The organism is Laedolimicola ammoniilytica (genome assembly GCF_025567165.1).
GTDB classification, from domain to species: Bacteria; Bacillota; Clostridia; order Lachnospirales; family Lachnospiraceae; genus Laedolimicola; species Laedolimicola ammoniilytica.
This window is the reverse complement of the sequence record NZ_JAOQKC010000001.1, coordinates 208,096-233,460: the sequence shown is the minus strand read 5'-3', so window position 1 is coordinate 233,460 and position 25,365 is coordinate 208,096. Positions and strand designations below refer to the sequence as shown.

Annotated in this window: 20 protein-coding genes and 1 tRNA gene; 3 read left to right on the top strand and 18 right to left on the bottom strand. The window is 53.3% G+C overall.

The genetic code is table 11. The features are described from left to right. Window positions 1–4: 4 nt before the first annotated feature. The 5 genes from OCV63_RS01150 to OCV63_RS01130 form a co-directional block, all read right to left on the bottom strand. On the bottom strand, window positions 5–1,495 hold the full coding sequence (locus OCV63_RS01150; RefSeq protein WP_158361501.1) for a phospho-sugar mutase: 1,491 nt from the start codon (window positions 1,493–1,495) through the stop codon (window positions 5–7). 15 nt (window positions 1,496–1,510) lie between these two features. Next, a complete protein-coding gene (locus OCV63_RS01145) occupies window positions 1,511–2,335 on the bottom strand; it encodes a class I mannose-6-phosphate isomerase (protein ID WP_262670575.1) in 825 nt (274 codons plus the stop codon). 60 nt (window positions 2,336–2,395) lie between these two features. Then, the gene (locus tag OCV63_RS01140; protein ID WP_158361499.1) at window positions 2,396–3,382 is read right to left on the bottom strand and encodes a GDP-L-fucose synthase family protein; all 987 of its coding nucleotides are present in this window, start codon (window positions 3,380–3,382) and stop codon (window positions 2,396–2,398) included. A 143-nt stretch (window positions 3,383–3,525) separates the two neighbouring features. Then, window positions 3,526–4,593, bottom strand: a complete 1,068-nt coding sequence (gene gmd, locus OCV63_RS01135; protein ID WP_158361497.1) for a GDP-mannose 4,6-dehydratase — start codon at window positions 4,591–4,593, stop codon at window positions 3,526–3,528. Window positions 4,594–4,651: 58 nt separating this feature from the next. Continuing rightward, complete coding sequence (locus OCV63_RS01130) at window positions 4,652–6,010, bottom strand: sugar phosphate nucleotidyltransferase (RefSeq protein WP_158361495.1); 1,359 nt, start codon at window positions 6,008–6,010, stop codon at window positions 4,652–4,654. Window positions 6,011–6,191: 181 nt separating this feature from the next. Between OCV63_RS01130 and OCV63_RS01125 the strand changes: the two genes are divergently transcribed. Then, window positions 6,192–7,061: a helix-turn-helix domain-containing protein gene (locus OCV63_RS01125; RefSeq protein ID WP_158361493.1), complete on the top strand. Its 870-nt coding sequence runs from the start codon at window positions 6,192–6,194 to the stop codon at window positions 7,059–7,061. A 13-nt stretch (window positions 7,062–7,074) separates the two neighbouring features. Here the strand turns inward: OCV63_RS01125 and OCV63_RS01120 are convergent, their stop codons facing one another. From OCV63_RS01120 to OCV63_RS01065, 12 genes are all read right to left on the bottom strand, one after another. Then, window positions 7,075–8,256 carry a substrate-binding domain-containing protein gene (locus OCV63_RS01120; protein ID WP_158361491.1) on the bottom strand — a complete coding sequence of 394 codons (1,182 nt, stop codon included), beginning with the start codon at window positions 8,254–8,256 and terminating at the stop codon, window positions 7,075–7,077. Between the two features lie 165 nt (window positions 8,257–8,421). Beyond that, window positions 8,422–8,862, bottom strand: coding sequence for an RbsD/FucU family protein (locus OCV63_RS01115; protein WP_158361489.1), 441 nt, complete (start codon window positions 8,860–8,862; stop codon window positions 8,422–8,424). A 114-nt stretch (window positions 8,863–8,976) separates the two neighbouring features. Next, complete coding sequence (locus tag OCV63_RS01110) at window positions 8,977–10,137, bottom strand: substrate-binding domain-containing protein (RefSeq protein ID WP_158361487.1); 1,161 nt, start codon at window positions 10,135–10,137, stop codon at window positions 8,977–8,979. Window positions 10,138–10,229: 92 nt separating this feature from the next. Further along, entirely contained in the window at window positions 10,230–11,234 is a 1,005-nt protein-coding gene (locus tag OCV63_RS01105) for an ABC transporter permease (RefSeq protein WP_158361485.1), read from the bottom strand. Between the two features lie 14 nt (window positions 11,235–11,248). Next, a complete protein-coding gene (locus OCV63_RS01100; protein ID WP_158361483.1) occupies window positions 11,249–12,742 on the bottom strand; it encodes a sugar ABC transporter ATP-binding protein in 1,494 nt (497 codons plus the stop codon). A gap of 20 nt (window positions 12,743–12,762) precedes the next feature. After that, the gene (locus OCV63_RS01095) at window positions 12,763–13,764 is read right to left on the bottom strand and encodes an ABC transporter permease (RefSeq protein WP_262670574.1); all 1,002 of its coding nucleotides are present in this window, start codon (window positions 13,762–13,764) and stop codon (window positions 12,763–12,765) included. 263 nt (window positions 13,765–14,027) lie between these two features. Continuing rightward, window positions 14,028–15,005 carry a substrate-binding domain-containing protein gene (locus OCV63_RS01090; protein ID WP_158361481.1) on the bottom strand — a complete coding sequence of 326 codons (978 nt, stop codon included), beginning with the start codon at window positions 15,003–15,005 and terminating at the stop codon, window positions 14,028–14,030. Further along, entirely contained in the window at window positions 14,998–16,782 is a 1,785-nt protein-coding gene (locus OCV63_RS01085) for a cache domain-containing sensor histidine kinase (protein WP_158361479.1), read from the bottom strand. Before OCV63_RS01085 ends, OCV63_RS01090 begins: the two co-directional genes overlap by 8 nt. Beyond that, window positions 16,779–18,392, bottom strand: a complete 1,614-nt coding sequence (locus tag OCV63_RS01080) for a response regulator (RefSeq protein ID WP_158361477.1) — start codon at window positions 18,390–18,392, stop codon at window positions 16,779–16,781. Before OCV63_RS01080 ends, OCV63_RS01085 begins: the two co-directional genes overlap by 4 nt. Before the next feature lie 24 nt (window positions 18,393–18,416). Continuing rightward, entirely contained in the window at window positions 18,417–19,313 is an 897-nt protein-coding gene (locus OCV63_RS01075; RefSeq protein ID WP_158361475.1) for a DUF1002 domain-containing protein, read from the bottom strand. Further along, window positions 19,310–20,278, bottom strand: a complete 969-nt coding sequence (locus OCV63_RS01070; RefSeq protein ID WP_158361473.1) for an alpha/beta fold hydrolase — start codon at window positions 20,276–20,278, stop codon at window positions 19,310–19,312. Before OCV63_RS01070 ends, OCV63_RS01075 begins: the two co-directional genes overlap by 4 nt. Window positions 20,279–20,373: 95 nt before the next feature. After that, on the bottom strand, window positions 20,374–21,000 hold the full coding sequence (locus OCV63_RS01065; RefSeq protein ID WP_158361471.1) for a cytidylate kinase-like family protein: 627 nt from the start codon (window positions 20,998–21,000) through the stop codon (window positions 20,374–20,376). 167 nt (window positions 21,001–21,167) lie between these two features. On the opposite strand from OCV63_RS01065, the gene OCV63_RS01060 reads away from it, so the two are divergent. Continuing rightward, window positions 21,168–23,264 (top strand): hypothetical protein, encoded by a 2,097-nt coding sequence (locus OCV63_RS01060; RefSeq protein ID WP_158361469.1) that lies wholly within the window; start codon window positions 21,168–21,170, stop codon window positions 23,262–23,264. Window positions 23,265–23,486: 222 nt separating this feature from the next. Here the strand turns inward: OCV63_RS01060 and OCV63_RS01055 are convergent, their stop codons facing one another. Beyond that, complete coding sequence (locus OCV63_RS01055; protein ID WP_158361467.1) at window positions 23,487–25,067, bottom strand: glucose-6-phosphate isomerase; 1,581 nt, start codon at window positions 25,065–25,067, stop codon at window positions 23,487–23,489. 206 nt (window positions 25,068–25,273) lie between these two features. On the opposite strand from OCV63_RS01055, the gene OCV63_RS01050 reads away from it, so the two are divergent. Then, a tRNA-Pro gene (locus OCV63_RS01050) sits at window positions 25,274–25,347 on the top strand. Window positions 25,348–25,365 lie beyond the last annotated feature (18 nt).

Below are 25,365 nucleotides of genomic sequence, written 5' to 3'. Positions count from 1 at the left end.
GCTTTTATACCAGCTTCTCTGTATACACCTTAATCTTCGGCTCCGTGCCCGACGGACGGATTACTGCTTCGCTGCCGTCTTCCATCCACATCTGGAGGACGTTGGAGGCCGGGAGGCCGTCGACGCCGTCTTTATAATCTTTATAGCGCACTACTTTGGATCCCCCAAACTTCATGCCCTCCGGGCTGTTCAGGCCCTCGCGGATCTGGGCCATGCGCTTGTCGGCTTCGGCGCCGTTGAATTCATAGGTTTTGAGAGTTGTCTCATAGTGTCCGTACTTGGCGTACAGGTCATCCAGGGCATCCCAGACCGTCTTGCCCTCGGCCTTGTAGGTATCGGCCATCTCACAGAACATCATGGCTGCGCCTACGGCGTCTTTATCGCGTACATAGCTGCCGATGAGGTAGCCGCAGCTCTCCTCGAAGCCGAAGACGTAGCGGTCTTCCTCTCCTGCCTGTTCCAGCTTGCCGATCTGCTCGCCAATCCATTTGAAGCCGGTCAGGGTCTGGATGACTTCCACACCGTAGGCTTCCGCGATACGGTCGACCATGGAGGTACTTACGATGGTGCGGACAGTCACCGGATGCTCCGGCAGGGTTCCTGCTGCCTTTCTGCAACGCAGGATGTACTCCAGTAAAAGAATGCCCACTTCATTTCCGTTCAGGCGCTCATATTTGTCGCCCTTTTTCGCCACCACGCCCAGACGGTCGCTGTCCGGATCCGTGGCAATCAGCAGATCCGCGCCGGTCTTCTCACACCACTCCAGGCCAATCTTCAGGGCGTCCGGAGACTCCGGGTTCGGGTAGGGGCAGGTGGGGAAGTCGCCATTGGGCTTTGCCTGCTCGGTGACGATCTGCAGATCTTTGATACCGATGTATTTCAGGATACTGGTGACCGGAATCAGGCCCGCGCCGTACAACGGCGTGTAGACTACCTTCAGGCCGGAGGTCAGCTCCTTCTTCGTCCGCTTGCGGATGATAGCCGCCAGGAACGCTTTCAGGGTCTTCTCGTCGATCAGGACGATCTGTCCGTCCTCCACGTACTCTTCGAAGGTCTTGCCGCCCCGGGCCTGGCTCTTATCTGCTGCCCAGATATGCTGTTGAATCCGATCCGCCGCCTCGTTGGTCACCTGGCAGCCGTCGGAACCATATACCTTGTAGCCGTTGTATTCCCGGGGGTTATGGCTGGCGGTCACTACGATTCCCACAGTAGTCTTCAGATGACGCACTGCGAAGGAAAGGGTCGGGGTCGGCATCAGCTTCGGGTAAATGTATGCCTTGCAGCCCTGCATGGCCAGCACCCGGGCCGCCTCGCGGGCGAACTCCTCCGAATGGTTCCGGCTGTCATAGGCCAGCGCAGCGCTTGGATGATCACTCTGCTCTTTCGCGTAAGCCGCTACGCCCAGGGTAGCTTCCTGAATGGTCTCCAGATTCATATGATCCGGTCCCGGTGCCATGGTGGCGCGCAATCCGCCTGTTCCAAATTTCAGATTCATATTCTTACCTCACTTTCACTCCTCTGTCGAGCGGAGAAGCTGTAATGTTCCGATGATTTGATAGGATCCTGTCTCTTTCGGAAGGTAAATGCTGTCTCCAGCCTTCAGGGACATTTCCCCGAAGCTGGTCTTCAGGACGCCTTCGCCTTCCAGAATCAGAAGCGATTGAAAGCCTTCGGCAGTATCGCCTGCCACACTTTCGCTTATCTCATATAATTGTACCACAAAATACGGACATTGCACTAATAAAGTTCTGGAATATCCATTTTTCCGGATACGGGGACCCATGGGGCGGTGTCCGGCCAGGGGCGGCATGAAGCCTGCCACCAAGGCGGCTTTCTCAATGTGGAGGGGGCGCTTCTCATGGTTGGCATTTTCCCGGTTGTAGTCGTAAACCCGGTAGGTCACGTCGGAGCTCTGCTGAATTTCCGCCACGGTGATGCCGGCGCCGATGGCGTGGAGGAGGCCCGCCGGGATGTAGAAGACGTCGCCCTTCTTCACAGGCATTTTCCGGCAGACCTCCAGAATGGTCTGGTTCTGGATGCGCTTGCGGAATTCGTCCTCGGATATCTTGTGCTTCAGGCCATAATACAGATATGCGCCCGGCTCGCAGTCCAGCACATACCACATCTCAGTCTTGCCACTTTTATGTTCCTTTTCCTCGGCAAATGCATTGCCCGGGTGCACCTGTACGGACAGGGCCTCCCGGGCTTGGATGATTTTAATGAGCAGGGGAACGTCCTCCAGGCCCTCGTTGAACCAGGAGAGCATCCAGTCTTCGGTACCCCAGATGTACTCTTTTCGGATGGGTGTCAGCTTCTGTGGCTGTGTGGGCTGCATGCGTGGCGTCCCCCTTTCTCTTTTTAAATATCATATTTTCCCAGTTTTTTACTTTTCTATTTATCGCTGCGCAAAATCGCCGGTCTCATAACGCTCGCAAAACCACTCGTAGGTCTGACGGAGTCCGGTCTCCAGATCGATCTTCGGCTCCCAGCCAGTGGCCCTGATACGGCTGATATCCGTGAGTTTTCTGGGCGTTCCGTCGGGCTTCGTCGGATCCAGGACAATCTCGCCCGCGTAGCCGGTCACCTTTTTCACCAGCTCGGCCAGCTCACGGATGGTCACTTCCTGACCGTAGCCCACGTTGAAGAAATCGTCGCCGTCATAATGATCCATCAGATACAGGCAGGCGTCTGCCAGATCGTCCACGTTCAGGAACTCCCGTAAGGGCTTGCCGCTGCCCCAGACCGTGACAGTGGGCGCATGGTTGATTTTCGCCTCATGGAACTTGCGGATCAGGGCCGGAAGCACATGGGAATTCTCCAGGGCGAAGTTGTCATTGATGCCGTAGAGGTTGCAGGGCATGACACTGATATAGTGGGTGCCGTACTGACGGTTGTAGAAGGCGCACATTTTCAGGCCGGCGATTTTCGCCAGGGCGTAGGCCTCGTTAGTCTTCTCCAGGTAACCGCTTAAGAGGTACTCCTCCTTGATGGGCTGCGGGCAGTCTCTGGGGTAGATGCAGGAGCTTCCCAGGAACAGCAGCTTCTGCACCTGATTTTTGTAAGCCGCGTCAATGACGTTGGTTTCGATCTGCAGATTTTTCATGATGAAATCTGCCGGGTAGGTATCGTTGGCGTGGATGCCTCCCACTTTGGCTGCGGCCAGAATCACGTAGTCCGGCTTTTCCTCAGCGAAGAAGGCCTCCACATCGGCCTGACGGGTCAGATCCAGCTCGGCGTGGGTTCTCGTTACAATATTTTTAAATCCAGCCTTTTCCAGGCAGCGAACCAAACCGCTGCCGACCAGGCCACGGTGGCCTGCCACATAGATTTTTTTGTTGCGGTCGAGGGGTTCGACTGCCTGGGTATTCTTTCTTTCTGCCATGATATTCCCTGCTTTCTTCTTACATTTTTTACCAATTTTAAAAATATATTTCTTTTTACTTCTCTGTTGTACCACTATACAATTATTCTCATTCAGATTTACTTTCTCACTATCTTTGCATGAGTTTTAACTGTCTGATCTTTTTATTTCAACACGCCTGCCGTTGTGGAATTCTTCACCAGCTCCATATCGTGCTCTGTCATAATCTTCACCAGCTCGTCAAAGGATGTCTTCCGCGGATTCCAGCCCAGGGTCTCTCTGGCCTTAGTCGGGTCGCCCAGCAGCAGATCTACCTCCGCCGGACGGAAGAACTCGGGAGATACCTCCACCAGCACCCGGCCTGTAGCCACGTCGATGCCCTTCTCGTCCACGCCCTCGCCTTCCCAGCGAAGCTGTACGCCCGCATGGGCAAAGGCCGCCTCCGTGAACTCACGGACGGTTCTTGTCTCGCCGGTGGCAATGACGAAATCCTCCGGGGTGTCATGCTGGAGAATCATCCACATGCACTCCACGTAATCCCTGGCGTAGCCCCAGTCGCGCTTAGCGTTCAGATTTCCCAGGTACAGCTTCTCCTGACGGCCCGCCAGAATGTTGGCTACGGCCAATGTAATCTTTCTCGTTACAAAGGTCTCGCCCCGGCGCTCGGACTCATGGTTGAAGAGAATGCCATTTACCGCAAACATACCGTAGGCTTCCCGGTAATGCTTCGTGATCCAGTAGCCGTACAGTTTCGCCACCGCATAGGGAGAACGGGGATGGAACGGCGTAGTCTCCTTCTGGGGAATTTCCTCCACCTTGCCGAACAGCTCGGAAGTGGACGCCTGGTAGATCCGGGTGGTTTTTGTGAGACCTGCGATGCGGACTGCTTCCAGCACCCGCAGCACGCCGATGCCGTCCGCGTTGGCGGTATATTCCGGCTCCTCGAAGGACACGGCCACATGGGACTGGGCAGCCAGGTTATAGATTTCGTCGGGCTTGATTTCCAGCATCAGGCGCACCAGATTCATGGAATCGGTCATGTCGCCGTAGACCAGATGCAGACCGTCGCCTTTCGCTTCCCGCTCCTTTAAAAGGTGCTCGATACGCTCCGCAGTGTTAGTAGAACCCCGGCGGAATAAGCCGTATACCTCATAGCCCTTCTCCAGCAGAAGCTCCGCCAGATAGGAGCCGTCCTGTCCTGTAATTCCTGTGATTAACGCTGTCTTTTTCATCTTCGTTCTCCTCATTTTTCTGCGCCTTCCGCTGCAAAGCCTCCGGCTGTACTGATCGTTACAAAATATGGCTCAGTTCTATCTCATCCCAATGAAATGTGATTCGATTGATATCCTCATTTCCGCTGCTGGTTCCCACATGAATCTCGATGTACTCGAAATCGTGGAAGGCCTTGACCGCGTGCCGCTGATTTTTGCGGATGCAGACGGCTTTTCCCTGGCTTAAGGGAATCTTCGTGCCCTCCAGAATCAGCTCGCCGGTGCCCCGAAGGACAGTCCAGATCTCATCCCGGTGCTCATGATAGTGATAACTGGAGGTCATGCCATCATAAATGCAGATCTTCCGGGTCAGGGTCGTCTGTCCCTGGCTCTCAGTGTCGTCCAGAGTCTCCAGAGTACCCCAGCGGCGCTCCTCGAACATGGGCCGGGAATCAAAGGCTGACGCAATGGCTTTCACATTGGCAGTCTGGCTCTTGTCTGCCACCAGAATGCCGTCCTGGGCGGCCACCACCACCAGATCCCGGGTTCCCATGACGGCCACGGGCATCTTCAGTTCGTTGATGACCTGGGTGTTCTCGCAAGTGTCGTCCAGCACCACATTTCCGATGGTGTCGGTGCTCATCTGGTCTGCCAGGGCGTCCCAGGTTCCCAGATCTTTCCAGTATCCGTCGAACTCCACAGCGGCCAGGTGCTCCGCTTTTTCCAGCACCTCGTAGTCGAAGCTGATTTTCGGTAGGCTCTCGTAGGCTGCACAAAGGGCGTCGTAGTCCTCCGGTACGCCGTACTTCTTCGTGCGCTCCAGGATATCGCCGATCTTCACGCAGAATACGCCGCAGTTCCAGAGAGCCCCTTCCTTCAGAAGAGCCTCTGCCTTCTCCTCGTCCGGCTTCTCCGCGAAGCCCCGGACTTTAAACCAGCCATCCTTCTTTTCTCCCGGCAGGATGTAACCGTATTTAGTGGCCGGGTAGCTGGGCGCTGCGCCCATCAGTCCTACCTCTGCGCCGGATTCCCGCATGATCGCCTCCAGCTTCTTTACCGTCTCAAAGTAGCTGCCCTCGGTGTAGGGATCCACCGGCATGATCGCCGCATAATCCTCCCGGCTGGCTCCGTGCTTCAGAAGCCAGGAGCAGGACAGCAGCACAGCCGCGAAGGTGTCCCGGCGCCCCGGCTCCACTGCGATCCGCGCCTCCTTCACCTGACTTTTGATGAGCTCCACCTGCTCACTGCCAGCCGTGATGACGGCCTGCTCTGCGATGCCCGCTTCGCCCAGCTGCTCCCAGACTCTCTGGAGCATGGAACAGCGCTCCATGGAATTATTTTCTTTATTGACTACCTTCAGATACTGCTTGGGCCGCGCGTCGTTGGACAGGGGCCAGAGCCGTTTTCCGGATCCTCCGGACAGTAATACGTAGTACATACAGCTTCTCCTCTGCGAAATGATATTCTCACATTAAATATGTATTTTATTGTTTACTTTCCCTTTTGTCTTTCTCTTGCTTTTGCAAGTATATACCTGTATATTAGAATTAACAAGTGAGGATATTGCCGGAAACAGGTATTATATTGCTGTTTCTATTTTCCGCAGGAGGTCTTTTCCCATGAAAAATTATTTCGATAAATTCCCCGATTCCTATCTGGAAAGCTCCAGGCGGCGGATTCAGACGCCCAGCGCCTTCGCCCGGTCTGCTTTCTTCTATGTGCAGGAAACCGGCTACCTGAAGCTTCGGGAAAGCCATGTGGCCAGCCGTAAGAATCTGGAATCCTATCTGGTGGTGCTGGTGCTGTCGGGCAGCGGCGTGCTCATGTACGACGGAACCCTCTACGAGCTGCAAAAGGGCTCCTGCTTTTTCATTGACTGTATGGTGCCCTATTATCATCAGAGCAGTGAGACCGATCCCTGGGAGCTCATCTGGGTGCATTTTAACGGCTCCTCCTCCCGGGAATATTATCAGTATTTTGCGGCCAACAGCGCGCCCGCCTTTCTGCCGGCGGACTTTGATACGCTCCGGCAGAAGCTTACAGGGCTTCTGGATCTGAATGAAAATTCGGATTTTCAGACGGAGATCAATTCCGCCCGCCTGATTGTAGATATTCTGTCCATTTTATTGCAGGACATTACGGAATCCCGGGAAGAAAAATACCCCGGCCGTCTGAAGATGACCGAGGTAAAAAAATATCTGGATGAACATTATACGGAAAAGTTTTCCCTGGACGAGCTCTCGGAGCGGTTCTTTCTCAGCAAATACCACCTGTCCCGGGAATTTCACCTGTATTATGGCACGACTCTGAATCAGTATGTGATCTCCCGGCGGCTGACCCAGGCCAAAAAGCTGCTGCGTTTTTCCGCCCTGACTCTGGAGGAGATCGCCCGGGGCTGCGGCTTCTATGACGCCAGCTATCTGAATCGTCAATTTAAAAACTCCGAGGGGATAACCGCCTCGGAGTTCCGTAAAAAGTGGAAAAATTAGGTTTTTCTCTGTTTTATTTGTAAGTCAGGGCCTGGGTGGTGGCGTCATCCGCATTTTCCGCAGTGATCCAGTAGTAACCGGGCTCGATAACAGACGCGTTGTCCAGACCGGCGATGGTGCGGAGCGCCGATACCATACAGGCATACCCCATGCCGAAGGCGTCCTGAGCCATGACGCCGGACAGACTTCCATCCTTCACAGCATCCACCAGCCTGGAGGAAGCGTCAAAGCCTGCGGCCACGACGGTCTGTCCTTCCGGCGCGAACTTGGACACCACTGCAGCCAGCACACGGGTCACATCATCATTGGATCCGAAATATGCCTTCAGATCCGGGTGATCCGCCATAACGGCAGCCACGATCTCCTCAGCGCTGCGCTCATCCTGGTTTACATAAGTTGTATCTATAATCTGTACATTCGGATGATTCTGTTCGATTTCCTCCCGGAAGCCCTTCTCGCGCTCGATGCCGGTCTCGGTCTCGGAGTTGTGTACCAGAAGCGCCACCTCGCCGGAATCACCGATGGCCTCGCAGAGCTTCGCTGCGGCTTCTGCAGCCGCTTTACAATTATCTGTCTTGGTCTCGCTTACAATCAGGGCATTGTCAATGCTGGAATCTACTGCGAAGACCGGTACGCCGTTGGACTCCGCCAGCTCCAGCTGGGTCTTGCCGGAATTCACATCAATATAACCTACGATCAGGGCGTCCGGATTCTTGTCCAGCATTTGGTCGATGATATCGATCTGCTCGGACACGCTCTCTTTGGCCGGAGCGTCATAGGTCACCTTCACTTTTGCGTTACCGGTGTAGCCCAGAGCTTCGTTTAGGTCTGCCACAGCCTGCTCCGCACCTGCTTTCACGCGTTTCCAGAAGCTGCTGGCGGAATCCTTTCCGACCATGGAAATGGCGGTTCCTTCCGGAACTTCAATACCTTCTATGGAAAGATAATTGATTCCATCCGCTTCCATGCTGAACAGTTCCCGGAAATTCTCCGGCATCGCGTCCTCGTCCGGATTCTCTGCCGTCTCGGCAGTCTTCTTCGGTTCTTCCGTCTTCTGCTCCGTCTTCTCTGTCTCTTTTTCCTGTATTTCTTCTGTCTTTGCTTCCTGCTTCGGCGCTGTAGTCTTTTCTCCCCCTACTGCACAGCCTGTCAGAACGCCTGCAACGCAAAGAAATACGATAAACTTTTTCATCATGTTCTTCTCCTGTATATCTTTTGCAGCCTTCCGGCTTATCTCTGCCCATGGATGGGTAAAATTTACGTTACAAAGTATAACGTAAAAAGGGATATGCCGCAAGACATATCCCTGAAAATACCGAAAATCTTAAGAAAATTGTTACTGTTTACACAGTAACACGCTTTAGTTGATAACTACGCCCTTCTGCAGCATGACATTGGCGTACACTGCGCTCTCGCCGGTGGCGATGATCGCGTAAGCCTTCTTCGCCTCCTCATAAAACTGGAAGCGCTCGATATTGCCCACGCAGGCAGCGCCACGCTCGTCGTGTTTCGCCACGATCTCCTTGTAGGTATCCCAGATCGGAGTCTTTACCGGATCACCCGGCATAACCTCCATCAGATTCATGGGCTTATCCACATAGGTGTCCAGAGGAATCACCTGCAGGATCGCGTCCAGAAGCTCCGGCACGCCATGTCCGTCACAACGGATCACGATCGCGTCCTTACCCATGGATTCGGCCGGGAAGTTGCCGTCTGCGATTACGATACGGTCACTGTGTCCCATTTCACAGAGCACCTTCAGCAGCTCCGGGGACAAAATCTTCGGAATTCCTTTTAACATAATACTTCTCCTTTTCCCATACCGGCCGCAGGCCGGCATATTTTAGAAAGGGCACACCAGCCGGTGTGCCCTCTGTAATTTTTATTTGGTTTTCAGATATACTGTCTGACCAGATTACTCGTACAGGTTCTGTGCGATCTCTGCGTCACCGCAGTTCTCTGCTGTATACCACTGGCATCCTGTATCTGTATCCTTAACAGCTGCGGTGTTTCCTGTAGCTGCATCGTACAGAAGCTGAACCAGAGTTTCACCCATAGCTACCGGAGCCTGAGTAATGGAACCAAGCAGAACGCCATCCTTAACTGCCTGAATCTGAGCTGCGCCAGAGTCAAAGCCTGCTGCAACGATCTTGCCCTCGCCAACGCCGCACTTGTTCAGGTTCTCATTTGCGGTGATGATAGCGTTTGCGGAATGCTCGTTGGAGCCGTAGATTGCGATAGTATCCTTCTCGTTCATCAGAGCGGTTGCATCTGCTGCAGACAGCTCAGAGGTAACGCTTGCCGGTACACGAACGTCGATAACAACGTCAGCGCCATCGGTCTTCTCAGCCTTGGAATCTGCGATGTACTTGTCGTTTCCAACTACGTTAGAAGTCTTGCCATCAGCCTTAGCCAGCTCAGCGAACTTGTCGATGAAGCCAAGACCTCTGTTGATAACGGACTCGGAAGTAGCATCCTGAGCTACTACACCAACACGAACCGGAGCGGTTGCGTTAGCTACCTGATCCTTAACTGCCTCGTAAACCTTCTCTGCTGCCAGAGCGCCTGCTGCGTAGTTGTCAGTAGAGCAGTTTGCAAGTACGGATCCTTCCGGAGCGCCCGGAACACCAGAGTCAAATCCGATTACCGGAATCTTGCTGTCCATAGCCTTCTGAAGCAGATCCTTAACGGATTCTGTATCCAGAGCTGCCAGACCAACTGCTGTCGGGTTAGCGTTCAGAGCACTCTCAAGCTGCTGAACCTGCTGGGAAATGTTGGACTCACTGTCCGGACCTACGAAGTTAACAGTAACTCCGAGCTCTGCAGCCTTCTGCTCAACACCCTTCTTCACTGCCTGCCAGTACTGATGCTGCAGACCCTTGGAAACGATTTCGAAAGACATGTTGCTTGTGTCAACTGCCGCTGCTGCGTCGTCTGTAGTCTTCTCAGCTGCGTCATCCTTGGTCTCCTCTGCTGCCGGTGCGTCGGTTGCGGCATCCTTGGATCCACCACCGCAAGCGGTCAGGCCTGCTACCATTGTCGCTGCAAGAATTGCTGCTAATACCTTCTTTTTCATGTAAAATCCTCCTTTTATTAAGTTCTCCTTATTGGATTCTTTTTATATGAACTGCTCGCCGCAGTACACATCGTTATATCATTTTTTGATACTTATTTGTCCAGCTTCTTGTTCTTCAGAACGTCGATGTAGACCGCTACAATCAGAACCAGGCCGATGATAATCTGCTGATAGTTTGCCTGAAGTCCGATAAGCGGGAGTCCTGTCTGGAGTACGGACATAATGAATACTCCCAGGATAGTACCGGAGATGCTTCCGGCTCCACCGCTCATGGATGTTCCTCCGATGATAGCTCCGCCGATAGCGTTCAGCTCTACGCCACCGCCGCCTCCGGGTGCCATGGACTGGAATGCGGAGCTGTAAGCCAGCGCTGCAAGTCCTGTGAAGATACCGGAGAATATATACGCCATAGTCTGATATTTCGCTACGTTGATACCGGACAGGCGGGTTGCCTCTTTGTTACTTCCGATGGCGATGATGTAACGTCCTGTACGTGTCTTATTAAGCACGATGCTCATAACCACTGCCAGAATCATGACCCACAGGAAACACAGGGGAAGTTTGAGCTCGCCTACTGTCAGCTTGAACAGGCTTCTGGTCCAGCCGTTGGGTGCGGTAGCGCCCGGCCAGGTTACACTGGCTCCGCCGGTGGCGATAGCGCCCAGACCTCTGGCAATCATCATGGTACAGAGGGTTGCCAGGAACGGAGCATGTCCGCCCTTGGAAACAATCAGTCCGTTGATAATTCCCATTACCAGACCGCAAATCAGGGTTGCCAGAATACCTACGATAACCGGCATTCCCTGACGTGTAATCAGGTATCCGCCAATCAGTGCGTAGCAGAACATACCGGTTCCGATGGAAAGGTCAACACCGCCTGTAATCAGGCAGAAGGTTACGCCGATTCCAAGGAATGCCAGGTAGTATGTATAATCCATGATACTTAACAGTGTAGAATACTGCCGGAATGAGGGGCTTACCGCGCTGAAGAACGCTATCAGGGCAATCAGCACAATCACGACGACAATTTTCTGTACACCAATCGCTCTCACAAGCGGATTGTTTGTAAAAGCATTTCCGTTTTTCTTGTCTGTCATTGTCTTATTCCCTCCTAATTTCTAAGCGTTGCCGCGTGCATGATCCGCTCCTGTGTGGCTTCTTCGATTCCCAGCTCGCCGGTCTTTCTTCCCTCACACATGACTACGATACGGTCACTCATTCGCAGAATCTCTGTCATCTCTGAAGAAATCATGATAATGGATTTTCCTTCCGCTACCAGCTCATTCATCAGGTGATAAATCTCGCTCTTCGCGCCTACGTCGATACCTCTGGTAGGCTCGTCGAAAATCAGGATGTCACAGTTTCTTACCAGCCACTTGGCGATAACCACCTTCTGCTGGTTTCCTCCGGACAGGTTGACTACCAGCTGATCCACGCTGGGTGTCTTGGTCTTCAGGGCCTCTACATATTCCTGAGCTACATCCTTCTCCTTTTTCTTATCAATGAAGATACCCTTCATGAAGTTCTCCATGGTAGCCATGGTGGAGTTCTCAGCTACTGTCTTGTCTACTACAATACCGAAACGCTTACGGTCCTCGGAGAGGTAACCGATACCGCATTTAACAGCGTCCTGCGGAGTCTTGATCTCTACCTTCTGTCCATTGACATAGATATCGCCGCTGTCCTTGGGGTCTGCTCCGAACAGCGCTCTGGCTGTCTCGGTACGACCCGCGCCCATCAGTCCGGAGAAGCCGAGGATTTCGCCCTTATGAAGCTCGAAGCTTACATCCTTTACCATTCTTCCCGCATTCAGGTGCTCTACCTTCAGAACTACCGGCGCGTCCGGCGCAACCTGGCTTTCTGTCTTCGGGTCCTCATAGATAACACGGCCAACCATCATGTTGATGATGTCGTCCTTGGTGGAATCCTTGGTAATCAGGGTTCCTACATATCCGCCGTCACGCATAACGGTTACACGGTCTGTGATAACCTTAATCTCGTCCATACGGTGTGAGATATATACGATACCCATCTGCTTGTCGCGCAGGTCGCGGATAATCTTGAACAACTCCTCGATCTCTGCCTCGGTCAGCGCCGCTGACGGCTCGTCGAAGATAATAACCTTTGCGTCGTGGGAGATAGCCTTCGCGATCTCGCACATCTGCTGCTTTCCGACTGTCAGGCGGCTCATGGTCTCCTTCGGGTCGATATTGATACCAAGCTGATCGAACAGCTTCTTTGCTTCTTCATTCATCTTCTTATCGTCGATGAGCTTTCCGTTCATGTACTCACGGCCGATAAAAATGTTCTGAGCTACGGTCAGATGACCCATCATGTTCAGCTCCTGATGCACGATAACGATACCTGCATCCTGGGCCTCTCTCGGATTGGTGAATTCTACTTCCTTACCCTCGTAGGTAATGGTTCCCGCATCCTTATGGTAAATACCTGTCAGAACCTTCATCAGAGTTGACTTGCCCGCTCCGTTCTCACCCATCAGGGCGTGAACCTCTCCCTTGCGGACCTCCAGGTCTACGTGATCCAGCGCATGTACGCCGGGGAACGACTTGTCAATTCCCTTCATGGTTAAAATTACGTCACCCATTTTTCGCTTCCCCCTTCCGATTAATTCCGTCTGCGCCGGCTTCTAAGGTCAGCGTAAACAACCACCAGTACGATGATACCAGTAATGATATACTGATAATTGATCTGGAATCCCATAGCCAGGATTCCTTCCTGCAGAAGGGCTATAATCAGAACTCCTACCAGAGTTCCGGCGATGGATGCCACGCCACCGGTCATGGAGGTACCGCCCATTACGCAGCCCGCGATTGCCTCGTTGTTGAAGGTATCGCCCAGACCCGGCTGAACGGTGGTGTATGCTCCTACATAGAAGATAGCTGCAAGTCCTGCCAGCAGGCCACAGATGATGTAGGCAAGCATTTCCCATTTCTTTGTATTTACACCGGACAGACGAACCGCCTCGCGGTTGCTTCCGATACAGAGAATGTATCTTCCGGCTTTTGTCTTATTTAAAATAATGGAGCAGATAACCGCGCCGATAACCAGATAGATAAGGCCGGTCGGGATATCCACGCCGTTTACTTTCATCTTAACCAGATTACGGAACCAGCCGTTGGCGTCTGCTGACTGGGGCCAGCTGACAGACTGTGTCTTGGTAAATACGGAGCCGACGCCCTTGGCAATCATCATGCTCGCCATGGAGGTGATGAAGGAAGGCAGTCCTGCGTAAGCTACCAGGAAGCCATTGATGATACCGAAGATGGTTCCTACCAGAATGCTCACCAGCAGACATACCGGAAGCGGAACTCCTTTCAGAGTCAGCAGGTATCCGGAAATCAGTGCTGAGCAGAACATCACCGGTCCAATCGAGAAATCGATACCTCCTGTCGCAATTACGAATGTTACACCCAATGCAAGAAATCCTAAAAAGTAAGCGTAGTTCAGAGCACTTACGATTCGAGAATAACTTACAAAACTTGCATTTGTCTTAATCAGCGGCGTCGCAATGGCAAACAGTATGTACAGCACCACCATAACACACAGCAGAACCAATGTGTTAAAGCCAATTTTCTTGACGAACGCATTTTCCTTTATCTTCTCCACTTTCCTTCCTCCTAACTTCTGACTGCTCCCCCGTCTCACCCCATAAGAGACAAAAGGAACGGAACAACCATTTCTTCAGTCTTGTCCGCTCTGTCAATCTATGACTATTATATGTCCAAAATATGAATAAAGTAATAGAAAATCTTTTTGGAAAAGTTGAAAATCTTCTTTAAATCAACGCGAATAGGGTAAAAATCTACTATTTTCCAACATAAACAAAGATTTAACAAGCCCGGCGCATACGCGCCGGGCCTGCTAAACCTTTATTTCGTCACCGGGAAGAGCAGCTTCTGGTTCTCCTGGGTATACATATTCTCTTTTGTGATCAGCTCCGAACCGGAGTCGATGCTGGTCTCGGTCTTCCGTCCGCGCGTCACGTCCACCGCAGTCTCCACGCTCAGGTATCCCATGTTAAAGGGCTTCTGAACCACCAGCGCGTCAAAGACGCCAGATTCCAGGAACTGGATCTGTTTGATGGAGCTGTCGATGCTGCCCATGTGGATAGTTCCGGTCTTTCCCTGATTCCGGACTGCCCGGGCCGCGCCAACAGCGGAATACTCGTTCAGCCCCACGATGAGATCCATGGATGGATATTTCTTCAGAAGATCTTTTGTCTGCTCATAAGCCTTATCTGAATCGGAATCACAGAAAACGATCTCCGCCACCTGCGTCCCGGCTTCTCCCAGGCCCGCCCGGAAGCCGGCCTCCCGGCCCACCGCCGTGGAGCTGCCCTTCACATGGCCCACGATTCCGATGACGCTGTCTGCTTTCACAAATTGCTTCATATAACTTCCAAGCTTATACCCGGCTGCGTAGTTGTCCGTAGCCACTACCGCGCTGCCCATGGGCTGATCCATGGTAGAATCCGCCAGCACCAGCCGGATACCGGCCTGTTCGATCTGCTCCGCGTAAGGGACTGTCTGATCTGTACTGCAGGGACAGAGTACGATGGCGTCGGGCCGGGCGGCAATGGCGTCGAGAATCATCTGGTTCTGTGCGTCGATCTCCCGCTCATTTTCCGGGCCCTCCACGGTCAGGTTCACATTATATTCCTCCGCCGCGGTCTGGCCGCCCAGATACACTGAGGTCCAGAAATCCGTATCATCCAGCGCCTTCTGAATCAGTACGATATTCAGGGGTCTGGCCGCGTCCCGGCTCTTTTTCCAGTACCAGAGACTTCCTGCCAGCACGATCAGGGTCGTTCCGGCAATCAGAAAAAGTCTCGCTCTTTTCTTACTCATTTTCAACTGCCGCCACGTCCTTTCCCGCCGGAATCACCACGATGGCGCAGGTTCCCCTGCCCGGCTCGCTCTCGTACCGGAGCCCGTATTCCGGGCCATAGAACAGCCGGATGCGCTCATTCACATTGGAGACGCCCACGCCGTTTGATTTGGTGTCCCGGACGTGCTTCTCGAAGATGTGGGCCAGGGCCTCGGCGTCCATGCCGATGCCGTCGTCCTCCACCTCCAGCTGAATGAGGCCGCCCTTCCGGAAGCCCCGGATTTCGATGGTACCTTTTCCTTCTTTATATTTGATGCCATGGTAAATGGCGTTTTCCACCAGAGGCTGCAGCAATAATTTTACAATTTTTTCCTCTTTTATGTCGTCTTCGATGGAAATGGAATATTCCAGCTTGTCCTTATATCGCATTTTCTGGATAGTCAGGTAGGCCCCGGTGCAGTCAATCTCCTCGCCGATGGTCACCAGCTCCTGTTCGTTGCTGATGGTCCGCCGGAGCAGTCTGGCCAGGGAGGACGTCATGGTCACAACCTCTTTATTCTTCCCCCATTCCGCCATCCAGATGATGGAATCCAGGGTATTATACAGGAAATGGGGACTAATCTGGGACTGGAGCGCCTTCAGCTCGTACTTGCGCTTGGCCCGCTGCTCCCGCTCGGTCTGGTGCATCAGGTTCTGGATCTCTTCGGTCATAATATTGAAGCTGCGGGTCAGGGAGCCGATCTCATTGCCGTCCCGGACCTCCAGGGCCGCATTGCTGAAATTGCCCCGCTCCACCTCCTTCATGGAACGCTCCAGGCCCTTGATGGGCCGCGTGATGGCGCTGGAAAGTAGATAGGCCAGAGCCAATGCCACAAGAAAGAGCACCAGGGCCATTACCACGTAGATCAGCCGGGCCGCGTCCGCGTCTGCCATCAGCTCCGCCACATTGGAGACGCCCACCACGGTCCAGCCGGTGGCCTCCGACCGGGAGATGGTGTACAGCTTCCCGTCCTCCGTCAGGAAAGAGGAAGCCGTGCTGTCCATAACCTCAGAAATCCGTTCATGCTTCATGCCGCTGTAGATCAGCTGCTGCTGGGGATGGTAGACGATACTTCCGTCCTTGTCCAGAATATAAATATAGCCCTTATTGCCCAGGCTGATACGCTCGCACAGCTCCCGGATGGAGTTGTAATTCAGATCCACGAAAAAGACGCCGCAGACACCGGGATTGGCCTTATTGGTGATGCTCCGGCTTAAAGTTACGACCCAGTCATACTTGTCCCGCACCGCGTTCTGCACATGGGAGGAGGAGATGGCCGCCTGACCGTCAAGCTCCAGGGCCTCCTGATACCAGGACAGTCCGCTCACCCGGATATAGGGATTCAGCTCCGCTTCCCCATCGTTGATGACCGGAGCCCGATCCTCAGGCAGCAGCGCTATATTCGTGATGTCGCCGCGGGTATCCACCACAGTCCGGAACACGGTGGTAATTCGATCCCGCAGCTCCTGTGCCCGCTCGTCGCTTAAGTTCTCTGTGAAGAGATAATCCCGGACGTCGTAATTGCTGGACACGATATAGGAAATATTTTCCATATAATTCATGTAGGAATCGATATCGTTGTTTACCTGGCCGATGAGCTGCGCAGTATATTCCTGGGAATTTTTCAGAATTGTATCCTCTGTGTACTTCAGCGAAATCAGCAGATAGGTCAGCAGCGCAAAGACAATCAGCACGCTGAAAGCCGCGATGATGGATGTACGGATACTGTGAAAACGCATCAGCAGATTCTTTTTCATTTCTTCCGTTTCTCCTTCGCGTACTCCGTGGGGGTCTTGCCGGTGGCCTTCTTAAAGGCCACGCTGAAATAATGGGGATCGGAGAAGCCCACCTCCCCGGCCACCTCATAGGCCCGCTTAGACGTATTTTCCAGGAGCTGCTTCGCCTTCTCCATCCGCTTCCGGGTCAGGGCCTCGATAAAGGTCTCGCCGGTATGGGTCTTGAACATGGTGCTGAAATAGCTGGTGCTCATGGCCAGATAGGTGCAGACTGAATTCAGTGTCACGTCAGACTTCATGTAATTATGCTCGATATATTCCATGGCCCGGCCGGCCTGCTTTTTGCCGTAGCTGTCCCGCTGCTCATTCAGAAGTCTTGAGATACTCTCACAGATGGCAATGATGTCCGTGGACATGTTCCGGAGCCGCTCATAGGTATAGAGCCGGTTCATCAGCTCTTTTTCCTCTTTATAAATCTCGTTCTCCTGCTCCTCCTCCAGATCGGCGCTGTTCACCACGCTCAGAAGCAGATTCTGCATGTAAATGATGGCGCGGGTCCGGTTCGTCCGACGCTCCCGCAGCTCCTGGGCGAAGCCCCGGATCTCGGTCTCGATCGCAGCCGAATCGCTGGCCTTGACAGCCGTCAGCACCCGCTCCGCCCAGTGGGGCACATCCACCGGAGCGCTCTTGCGCGCGTCCAGCATGCCGGACCAGAGTATCTGGGCGCCGCCCAGCAGCCATTTCAGCTCCAGGGCCGCCCTGGCCTTCTCGAAGGACTGATAGAGCTTCATCAGATCCGTCACATCCTCACCCACGCCGATGGTGGTATCGATAAGCAGCAGCTCTTTTACGGTCTTCCGGATCTCCGTCAGTGTCTCTTCCATCTTCCCGTCCAGTTCTTTCTTCGTATCCCCGCAGAAGATGATCACAGTCCGGGCGTCCATGTTCTGAAACACCACGCCCAGCCCTTTCTGCTCCACCAGTTCCTGGGTAATATTATAGATGGAAAATAAGGCCAGCTCCTCCCGGACGCCCGGATACTGATTCAGGAACGGCGACAGATCGTCGCCCTCCACAATGGCCGTATTATAGAAGGAACCCGGCAGAGAAATATCCAAATCCTTCATCTTCTCTTCCAGGTCCTCCGTTCCCTCGTCCCCGCGCAGAAGACTGTTCAGGAAACGCCCGCGCAAAAGAGGCCTGTTGCTCTGATAGGCCCCTTTTAATTTCTTTAATGTAGTTCGTTTGGCTCGTGCCTCCTCCAGGCGTTCCTTCGCTTTCAAAAGCACCCCGGTCAGCTCCGAGGGCGTAATCGGCTTCAGGATATATTCCATAACCTGATAACGCACCGCCTGCTTGGCGTACTCGAATTCATCGTAGCCGCTGATGATAATCGTCCTGGTATCCGGACAGTTCTCAAAGATATAGCGCGCCAGCTCAATGCCGTCCACATAGGGCATGCAGATATCCGTCAGCACCAGATCCGGCTTTTTCTGACGGATGGCCTCCATGGCGTCCCGCCCGTTCTCGCAAGCCTCCACCAGCTCAAATCCCAGTTCCCCCCATGGAATATTTTCGCCGATCGCCTCGCGGGTCAGAGCCTCATCGTCCACCAGCAATACCTTATACATTTTGCTTTCCCCCAATAACCTGTTTTATCCGATAAACTGATTAACCAGACTCATAATCCTGTCAAAAAACCGGGTAATGAAATTGCCGACCTGCTTCGTGTCTACCTTGCTCAGATCCAGTCCCATATCCTTCAGCTTGTTATAGATCTCACCGGCCTGCTTCGCCAGGGCATCCACGTCGATGTCCAGCTTGCTGATCTTGTGCATCAGGTCAATCAGCTGCTGAATCTGATCGTCGCTCAGCTTAATATCGAATTTTTCCATAGCGTCACGGATGATTTTCTCAATATCCGCATCACTGCTTACATTATTTTCCAGGATCTGCTGTTTGATGTAGGCTACCATGTCGGAAGCGGTCTCGGAATCGCCCAGGGAAGTGCCCAGGTCACCGGTCACCACCAACTCGTTCACTGCAGTCTCCAGGGCCTGCTCATCCACCTTGCTGCCGTTCATTTCCGCGTAGCCTTTGACTGCTCCGATCAGGGCGGAGGTTCCGGAGATATTGGACGGAGCCGCCACGTATACATTGGCGTCCTGAAGGCCTGCGGTCAGCAGCGCATTCGTGTACATGTCGATGGTGCAGTAGCTGATATTATAAGTAGTCACATTGAGGCCCTCTCCCTCGTCCGCCGGACGAATCAGCACGGATGACAGGGCGTGGGTGCCGATGACGCTGGAGGAGAGATAGGAATCCAGATACTGATGCTCCTCCGCATTGGTGATGCTGATCACGTCATAGTCGCTCAGGTCGCTCTCGCTGATACCCAGAAGCCCCAGCACGGTCGCCCGCTGATCGGCGCTTAAGTCCGCGCCCAGAGCCAGAATCGGCTTGTCGCCTTCTGCCGCCTGGGCTGTCACACCCATACCAAGTACCAGCGTAAATGCCAGTACCAATGCCGTAAGTTTCTTTATGCTTTTCATGATTTTTTACCTCCTGCTTTCCGCCGCGGATCGCTCATCCGCACGTACAGCCATGCGTAGAGATCCTTGTAGACCGTAGCCCGGTCCGTCTCATTCAGGATCTCATGTCTGTCATTTTCATATAAAATCCAGGTGACATCCTCCATGCCCACAGCCTGAAAGGCTTTCCGTACCTGCTCCACGCCTTTTCCGAAATTGCCCACCGGATCCTCGGTTCCCGATACGAACAGAATCGGCAGATCCTTCGGCATTTTCTGAAGATTCTCCGGTTTGGAGGCGTCCTCGATGCTGTAAAACAGGTTATAATAGCCGTTCAATGTAAACAAAAAGGTGCAGCGCTCATCCTTCAGATAAGCATCCACAATCCGCTCGTCCTTCGTCAGCCAGTCTCTGGTGGTCCGGGCCGGTCGGAAATGCTTATTATAGCCCCCGAAGGCCAGATTGTCAACAAAGGGCCAGCGATAGCGCCATCCCTTCACCTTTGCCACGGCCCGGCAGAGGTTCTGGCCGAACCGCAGGGCCGCCATGGGCTGGGTACCGGTTCCCATGATAATCGCGCCGTCCAGCTCGTCGCCGTAGCGGCACAGATACTGGCGCAGCAGAAAGGATCCCATGCTGTGGCCCAGGATGTAATAGGGCAGAGCCGGATACCGCTTCGCCGTCTTTTTATGCAGGGTTCTCACATCCCGCAGCAGAATCCCGTTACCGTTCTTCTCCGCGAAATATCCCCAGTCCTCTTTCTCCACGATGGAGCCGCCGTGGCCCAGATGGTCGTTGCCCACCACCAGGAAGCCCTTTTCCGTCAGATAGGACGCGAACTCCCCGTAGCGCTCGATATATTCCACCATGCCGTGGAAAATCTGAAGGATCGCTTTCGGTCTGCCTGTCTCCGGCCTCCATTCCACCCCGTGGAGCTTCGTCCGCCCGTCCGCGGACGCATAGGTAAATTCCCGTTTTACTGCCATTCTGTTTTCCTCAAAAAAGGGGCGTCCCAGAGCATCTCCCGCGCGCATCTGCACGGAGACCGCTTTGAGATACCCCTCTCATCTCTCTGTATCTTTTATTTTCCTGCAAGCATATTCTCCGCGAAATCCTGAATAGCCTTTGCCGCCCGCTCATAGGTCATCTGCGTGGTATTGATGCACAGATCGTAGTTCTGCATGTTCTCCCACTCCTGACCGGTGAAATAGCGATAATAATCGCGGCGGTACTTATCTGTCTTGCTGATGAACTTATCCGCAGTCTTCCAATCGATCTTCTGACGGTTCATCTCTTTCTCGATGCATTTTTCCCGGGACGCGTAAATGTATACACGAACCAGTCCCGGCTTATCGCGGAGCACATAATCCGCCGCGCGGCCGATAACCACGTAATTGGACTCGTCTGCCAGCTCCCGGAGCACCTTTGCCTGGTAGTTGAACAGGTTATTGTTCGAGGTGAAGTCCTCCTTCTCCGGCGGGATCAGTCCGCCGCTGTATACCTTCTGGGACGCCCGAAACAAAAGGCTCTGCTTCTGATCCTCGTCCGCTCTGGCAAACAGCTCCTCGCTGATACCGCTGTCGTCCGACGCCAGACGCAGGATATTCCGGTCATAAATCTCCACGCCCAGATTCTTTGCAAGAATTTTTCCGATAGAGGTCGCCCCGCTTCCGCAGGTTCTGGTGATTGCAATTATGAATTTGTCCATATACAAGCCTCCTCTTTTATCTGCTTATAGTTATTTTTATTGTAGTTTTTTTTCGTAGGTTTGTCAATTGCTGTTTCGCTTGTCAAACGGAGACTGCTCTGCTATTATCAGATTAGATTTTCATCTGATTTTTCCATAGTATATAAAATAAGGCAGGTATCCTCTTTATGAAGCATATCACTACAAAATTTCAAAAGCTCTCCACGCCTGCGGCCGTCCTGGTGTCCCTGGGCGCAGCCCTGGTTCTGGCGCTGGTATTGGAAATCGGGGTTTTTCAGTTTTCTTATTTTACACAGGGCTCCGGGAGTTATGCGGAAACAATGCTTGATCTCTCCGGGGTGGAGGGGTGGAACGGCGAGGCCCTGGCGCTGCTGCCGGAGAATCCATCGGTCTCTCTGGACGGATTTTCGCTTCCGGTCCGCAGTGCGACCATCACCACAGCCGGTCCGGCGAAGGTGCTGACCGGGACGTTAGGGATCTGTGACGCGGCCAGCCCGGCGAAGACGGCCGGGGCGGGCACCTTCACGGTGAATCCCGGCGGCCGTGAGAATACTGCTACGGTGCGGATCCAGAGCCGCGGCGATCTGACCCGGCTGCGTCTGACCTTTGAGGAACTGAATGAGCCGGTTTTTCTGATCTCAGTCACCCTGAATGCCCGACAGCCCCTCACCATTCACTGGCTTCGTGTATTCCTTCTGACCGGACTTCTGGCCGCGCTGTTCCTGGCCTTACGCTTCCGCCTCTATGCACAGGATTATCAGCCGGACAGGCGCAGCCATAAGCTCCTGAATCTGGGCGTGCTGCTGCTTGCTCTCTTTATCTCTGCTGGAATTCTGTATGGAAGCGACGCTTCCCACCAACTTCTGCGGCCCTACCCGACCCTGGAGGAGGTTCGCTCCCCGGAGATGGTGGTGGACGCTTACATGCAGCAGCTGGACGCCTTTGAAAAAGGACAGCTGGAGCTTGACCTGGACGTCAATCCGGCCCTGGAGGAGCTCGGCAATCTCTACGATAAGGGCGAGCGGGATCTGAACCACATCACGTATCACTGGGATCGGGCCTATTACCACGGGAAATACTATTCCTACTTCGGACTTGCACCACTCTTTATGGTCTATTATCCCATCTACTGGCTGACCGGCATGCTGCCGACGACTGTTTTCGCCGGATCCTGCCTCACGGTTTTTGCTATTCTATGTATCTTCGCGGCCATTCAGGGGCTTATGCGGCTCTTCCGGCCCAAGGCCAATCTGCTGCTTTTCCTGCTGGGGGAAATGGCCGTGGTCGGCGGAAGTTTTCTGTGGCTTTTACAGGCTTCGGCTTCCAGCTTTTATTATCTGCCGCTCATCGCCTCCTTTGGCTGGCTGGGCGCGTTTACGGCATTGGCCTGCTATGGATATCTGGCGGAAAAGCCCTGGAAACGGGTACTGCTCTTTGCGCTCTGCGGCCTTTCTGTGGTCATGCTGGTGCTGTCCCGGCCCAATGCGGCGCTGCTGGCAATGGCCTTTGCTGCTCCGCTGTTCCTGCGGATTCTCTTTGATAAGAAGCGGTCGGCGCGGCAGCGGTTTCTGGAGAGCGCCCTGCCGTTTTTGATACCGGTTCTCATTGGGGCAGCCGGAATTATGTATTATAATTACATCCGGTTTGGTTCGTTCTTTGAGTTTGGTACTTCTTATCAGCTGACGGAGAGCGATATCCGGTTTAATTCGGTGACTTTCAGCCTGCATCATTTCGGTTCCATGCTGTATCACTATTTTGCGGAGTCCTTTGTATACACAGAATTTTTCCCCTTCCTGCGTTTCACCACGGAGAAATGTGTGGATTTCGGCAACTATCTCTATCAGGAATACAGCGCAGGACTCCTGCAAATGCCGCTGAATCTGGGCATATTCCTGTTGATTCCGGCCGTATTCACGCGGTCTTCTTCCTCTGACCAGAACGGGCTTCTGAAAAAACAGACCGGCGTACTGGTTCTGCTGGCGGCTCTGGGCCTGGGGTATCTGGATTTTATGCTGGGCGGAATCCATATCCGCTATGTCTGCGACCTGACCCTGGCTCTGTCAGTGCTGGCCCTGTTCCTGATACTGGAGCAGATCCATTTTGACGGAACGCGTTCCGCGCGGATTCTGTACGTAATAGTGCTGTGCGCGATACTGGTGACGATTGGGAGAGGAGTTCTTACGATTTTCTCGAATGAGACCAATGATGTGTTACTAAAGAATCCGGACTTCTATCTGTATGTGAGCCGGATATTCCACTCATAAATGCGATAATATTTTTTATGTAATAAAACAGGGCTGTTACAGCAGAATATTACAGTTTTCCATATCCCATGTTCGCCCGTTTCTCGTTACAGCAGTATGCCTGGCTCAGACTAAAGTCTGCTCCATTCATACAGCTGTCTCGAAAAGGCGGACATCTGGATATAGGAAAAACTGTTTATACTCTCTGCAACAGCCCTTTATACTGCATTTTACAAGCTACGCTTAGATGTTCAGCAGCTCGCTGTAAGCCTTCAGCGCTCCGTCTGTATCATGAGCCAGTACGCGCTTTGCCAGCACCTTACCCAGCTGTACGCCCTCCTGGTCGAAGCTGTTCAGGTTCCATACAAAGCCCTGGAACATGATCTTATTCTCAAAATGAGACAGCAGCGCGCCCAGTGTCTCCGGAGTCAGCTGATCGCCCACGATAATGCTGGAGGGACGTCCGCCCGCGAAGTACTTGTTGCGGTTCTCATCTTCCTTGCCGCAGGCGAAAGCTACCATCTGGGCAACGACATTCGCGCAGAGCTTCTGCTGGCTGGTGCTGTCCTGAATGTCCACGTCTACGCCACACTGGTTGTTCTTGAAGCCGATGAACTGCAGCGGTACGATATCGGTTCCCTGATGGAGCAGCTGATAGAAGGAATGCTGTCCGTTGGTTCCCGGCTCACCGAAGATCACCGGTCCGGTTACATAATTTACCGGCTCGCCGAAGCGGTTCACGGATTTTCCGTTGGACTCCATATCTGCCTGCTGCAGATGTGCCGGGAAGCGGCTCAGTGCCTGAGAGTAGGGAAGTACTGCGGTGCAGCCCATGCCCAGCACGTTGCGCTCATATACGCCAATCAGAGCGTCCAGCATAGCCGGATTCTCCAGAAGGTTCTCCTTCTTTGCCAGGACATCCTCTGCGGCTGCGCCTGCCAGGAAGCGGTCAAATACCTCCGGTCCGAAGGCCAGGGATAATACAGCGCCGCCTACCGCGGAGGTAGAGGAATAACGGCCGCCGATATAATCGTCCATGAAGAAGGCTGCCAGATAAGCATCGCTCTTTGCCAGCGGGGAGGTCTCGCTGGTTACGGCTACCATATGCTTGGAAGCGTCCAGTCCTGCCTTTGCAAGAGCGTCCTTTACGAAGGACTCATTGGTCAGGGTCTCCAGGGTGGTGCCGGACTTGGATACCAGCACGAACAGGGAATGTGCCACGTCGATGGACGCCAGTACGGCTGCCGCGTCGTCCGGGTCTACATTACTGATAAACTTCGCTTCCATCTTGAAGGTATCATGTTTTTTCGCCCAGTTCTCCAGTGCCAGATACATAGCCCGGGGACCCAGGTCGCTGCCGCCGATACCGATCTGTACGACGGTAGTGAATTTCTCGCCTGCCGCGTTGGTAATCTCACCTGCGTGTACTTTATTGGCAAATTCTGTTACTTTTTTCTGTTGCTCTACGTAAAACGCGCGCTTGTCCACGCCGTCCGCTACGACTGCGTCGCCCAGCTGTCCACGGGTCAGCTGATGCAGAACCAGACGCTTCTCACCGGTATTGATGACCTCGCCGTTATAGAGCGCCGCGAACTTCTCTGTCAGCTGCGCTTCCTTTGCCAGCTTCGCCAGTGCCTCCAGCACCTTTCCGTCCACTGCCTTGGCAGCGTAGTTATATACCATGCCTTCTGCCATGGGTACACTGTATGTTTTGACACGCTCTGCTCCGTTTTCTCCGGACATCACCTCTGCCAGATTTACGCGTTCCGTGTCCTTCAGCTCCTGATAAGCTTTCAGGGTATCCAGATTCTTCCATTCTACCATTATAGATTTTTCCTCCATTTCTGTTATTCCGATACCACAACCTGTATGCAGAATCACCTGATTCACCCGCATTGTACCATATTTATATCTTGCGATCTACCCCTGCAAAAATTTTACACAAATTTTTTTCATTTTTTTTAAATTTTTACTGGACAAACCTGTTCACTTGTGCTATGATATCATTTGTTGACGGCAAGTCGCTAAAACGGCGTGTGGCTCAGCTTGGTAGAGCGCTACGTTCGGGACGTAGAGGTCGCAGGTTCAAATCCTGTCACGCCGACGAATGAAAAGGAATCCT

Bases quoted from the DNA above. Each gene is read 5' to 3' on its own strand.
- OCV63_RS01150 (WP_158361501.1), bottom strand. From the start codon at position 1,495: ATGAATCTGAAATTTGGAACAGGCGGATTGCGCGCCACCATGGCACCG.
- OCV63_RS01145 (WP_262670575.1), bottom strand. From the start codon at position 2,335: ATGCAGCCCACACAGCCACAGAAGCTGACACCCATCCGAAAAGAGTAC.
- OCV63_RS01140 (WP_158361499.1), bottom strand. From the start codon at position 3,382: ATGGCAGAAAGAAAGAATACCCAGGCAGTCGAACCCCTCGACCGCAAC.
- gmd (WP_158361497.1), bottom strand. From the start codon at position 4,593: ATGAAAAAGACAGCGTTAATCACAGGAATTACAGGACAGGACGGCTCC.
- OCV63_RS01130 (WP_158361495.1), bottom strand. From the start codon at position 6,010: ATGTACTACGTATTACTGTCCGGAGGATCCGGAAAACGGCTCTGGCCC.
- OCV63_RS01125 (WP_158361493.1), top strand. From the start codon at position 6,192: ATGAAAAATTATTTCGATAAATTCCCCGATTCCTATCTGGAAAGCTCC.
- OCV63_RS01120 (WP_158361491.1), bottom strand. From the start codon at position 8,256: ATGATGAAAAAGTTTATCGTATTTCTTTGCGTTGCAGGCGTTCTGACA.
- OCV63_RS01115 (WP_158361489.1), bottom strand. From the start codon at position 8,862: ATGTTAAAAGGAATTCCGAAGATTTTGTCCCCGGAGCTGCTGAAGGTG.
- OCV63_RS01110 (WP_158361487.1), bottom strand. From the start codon at position 10,137: ATGAAAAAGAAGGTATTAGCAGCAATTCTTGCAGCGACAATGGTAGCA.
- OCV63_RS01105 (WP_158361485.1), bottom strand. From the start codon at position 11,234: ATGACAGACAAGAAAAACGGAAATGCTTTTACAAACAATCCGCTTGTG.
- OCV63_RS01100 (WP_158361483.1), bottom strand. From the start codon at position 12,742: ATGGGTGACGTAATTTTAACCATGAAGGGAATTGACAAGTCGTTCCCC.
- OCV63_RS01090 (WP_158361481.1), bottom strand. From the start codon at position 15,005: ATGAGTAAGAAAAGAGCGAGACTTTTTCTGATTGCCGGAACGACCCTG.
- OCV63_RS01085 (WP_158361479.1), bottom strand. From the start codon at position 16,782: ATGAAAAAGAATCTGCTGATGCGTTTTCACAGTATCCGTACATCCATC.
- OCV63_RS01080 (WP_158361477.1), bottom strand. From the start codon at position 18,392: ATGTATAAGGTATTGCTGGTGGACGATGAGGCTCTGACCCGCGAGGCG.
- OCV63_RS01075 (WP_158361475.1), bottom strand. From the start codon at position 19,313: ATGAAAAGCATAAAGAAACTTACGGCATTGGTACTGGCATTTACGCTG.
- OCV63_RS01070 (WP_158361473.1), bottom strand. From the start codon at position 20,278: ATGGCAGTAAAACGGGAATTTACCTATGCGTCCGCGGACGGGCGGACG.
- OCV63_RS01065 (WP_158361471.1), bottom strand. From the start codon at position 21,000: ATGGACAAATTCATAATTGCAATCACCAGAACCTGCGGAAGCGGGGCG.
- OCV63_RS01060 (WP_158361469.1), top strand. From the start codon at position 21,168: ATGAAGCATATCACTACAAAATTTCAAAAGCTCTCCACGCCTGCGGCC.
- OCV63_RS01055 (WP_158361467.1), bottom strand. From the start codon at position 25,067: ATGGTAGAATGGAAGAATCTGGATACCCTGAAAGCTTATCAGGAGCTG.